Source organism: Streptomyces sp. NPDC048001, from assembly GCF_043203115.1.
In the GTDB taxonomy this organism is placed as follows: domain Bacteria; phylum Actinomycetota; class Actinomycetes; order Streptomycetales; family Streptomycetaceae; genus Streptomyces; species Streptomyces sanyensis.
The window spans coordinates 1-2,212 of sequence record NZ_JBIDBN010000028.1; the positions used below are offsets into that span (position 1 = coordinate 1).

Here is a 2,212-nt window from a genome sequence, read left to right on the forward strand (position 1 = left end):
CGCGCTGGCCGTCGCCATCCGCACCCCCGCGGGCATGGCCGTGGCCACCGGTGACTTCAAGATGGACCAGCTCCCGCTGGACGGCCGGCTCACCGACCTGCACGCGTTCGCGCGCCTGAGCGAGGAGGGCATCGACCTCCTCCTCTCGGACTCCACGAACGCCGAGGTCCCCGGCTTCGTGCCGCCGGAGCGGGACATCTCCAATGTCCTGCGCACGGTCTTCGCCAACGCCCAGAAGCGCATCATCGTGGCGAGCTTCGCCAGCCATGTGCACCGCATCCAGCAGATCCTGGACGCCGCCCACGAGTACGGCCGCCGGGTCGCCTTCGTCGGCCGCTCGATGGTCCGCAACATGGGCATCGCCCGCGACCTCGGCTATCTGAAGGTCCCCGCGGGCCTGGTCGTCGACGTCAAGACCCTCGACGACCTCCCGGACGACGAGGTCGTACTGGTCTGCACCGGATCGCAGGGCGAGCCGATGGCGGCCCTCTCCCGCATGGCCAACCGCGACCACCAGATCCGGATCGTCCCGGGCGACACGGTGATCCTGGCGTCGTCCCTCATCCCCGGCAACGAGAACGCGGTCTACCGCGTGATCAACGGCCTGACCCGCTGGGGCGCCAACGTCGTCCACAAGGGCAACGCCAAGGTCCACGTCTCGGGCCACGCCTCGGCCGGCGAGCTGCTGTACTTCTACAACATCTGCAAGCCGAAGAACCTGATGCCGGTCCACGGCGAATGGCGCCACCTGCGGGCCAACGCCGAGCTGGGAGCCCTCACCGGCGTGCCCAAGGACCGCATCGTCATCGCCGAGGACGGCGTGGTCGTCGACCTGATCGACGGCAAGGCCAAGATCGTCGGCAAGGTCCAGGCCGGTTACGTGTACGTCGACGGCCTCTCCGTCGGTGATGTCACCGAGACCTCGCTCAAGGACCGCCGCATCCTCGGTGACGAGGGCATCATCTCGGTCTTCATCGTGGTCGACAGCACCACCGGCAAGATCGTGGGCGGCCCCCACATCCAGGCCCGGGGCTCCGGCATCGACGACAGCGCCTTCACCGGCGTCACCCCGAAGATCCAGGAAGCCCTGGACAAGTCGGCCCAGGACGGCGTGCTGGAGCCCCACCAGCTCCAGCAGATGGTCCGCCGGGTCGTCGGCAAGTGGGTCTCCGACACCTACCGCCGCCGCCCGATGATCCTTCCGGTCGTCGTCGAGGTCTGACCCCTCACGACCGCCTGACCTGGAGCGGGGCCCTCGATTTGCATCGGGGAGCCCCGCTCCAGTACGTTGACGTCTCCACCTGAACGGGAAGCACCGCGCGCACTCGTGCGCCCGGACCACCCTGCACGGGCCGGGAATTCCGACTCAGAATCTCTGATAAAGTCGGATCCGCCGAAAGGCAAGGCCACTCCACTGGCCACCGGAAATCGAATTCGGACCGGAAACGGAACGAAAAAGAGTCTGGTAAAGTTGGAACCGCCGAAAGGGAAAACGCGAAAGCGAAGAACCTTGAAAGCACCCCGCTTCGGCCGGGATCGGACACTGGAAAGCGTCTGATAGAGTCGGAAACGCAAGACAGCAGGACAAAGAAGTAAACGAAGGGAAGCGCCCGGAGGGCCCCGGTGATTCGGGACCGAAGGAAGCGTCCGTTCCTTGAGAACTCAACAGCGTGCCAAAAGTCAACGCCAGATATGTTGATACCCCGGCCTGTTTCGGCAGGTTGGTGGTTCCTTTGAAAAGTCCTACAACCGCCATCGTGCGGTGGTAGGCGATAACACAGCGAGGACGCTGTGAACGACGGGTCTTATTCCGACCTGTTGTTCCGCTCTCGTGATGTGTGCACCCGATTACGGGTAATCATTCACGGAGAGTTTGATCCTGGCTCAGGACGAACGCTGGCGGCGTGCTTAACACATGCAAGTCGAACGATGAAACCGCTTCGGTGGTGGATTAGTGGCGAACGGGTGAGTAACACGTGGGCAATCTGCCCTTCACTCTGGGACAAGCCCTGGAAACGGGGTCTAATACCGGATAACACTCTGTTCCGCATGGAACGGGGTTGAAAGCTCCGGCGGTGAAGGATGAGCCCGCGGCCTATCAGCTTGTTGGTGGGGTAATGGCCTACCAAGGCGACGACGGGTAGCCGGCCTGAGAGGGCGACCGGCCACACTGGGACTGAGACACGGCCCAGACTCCTACGGGAGGCAGCAG

General features: G+C 64.2%; 1 protein-coding gene and 1 rRNA gene. Both read left to right on the top strand.

Going from position 1 to position 2,212, the window contains the following annotated elements; genetic code table 11:
* Nucleotides 1-1,222, top strand: a 1,222-nt coding sequence (locus tag ACGF15_RS29085) for a ribonuclease J (protein WP_392803288.1), incomplete at its 5' end; no start/stop codon positions are given.
* Between the two features lie 639 nt (nt 1,223-1,861).
* Nucleotides 1,862-2,212 (top strand): 16S ribosomal RNA (locus ACGF15_RS29090); the annotation flags it as partial.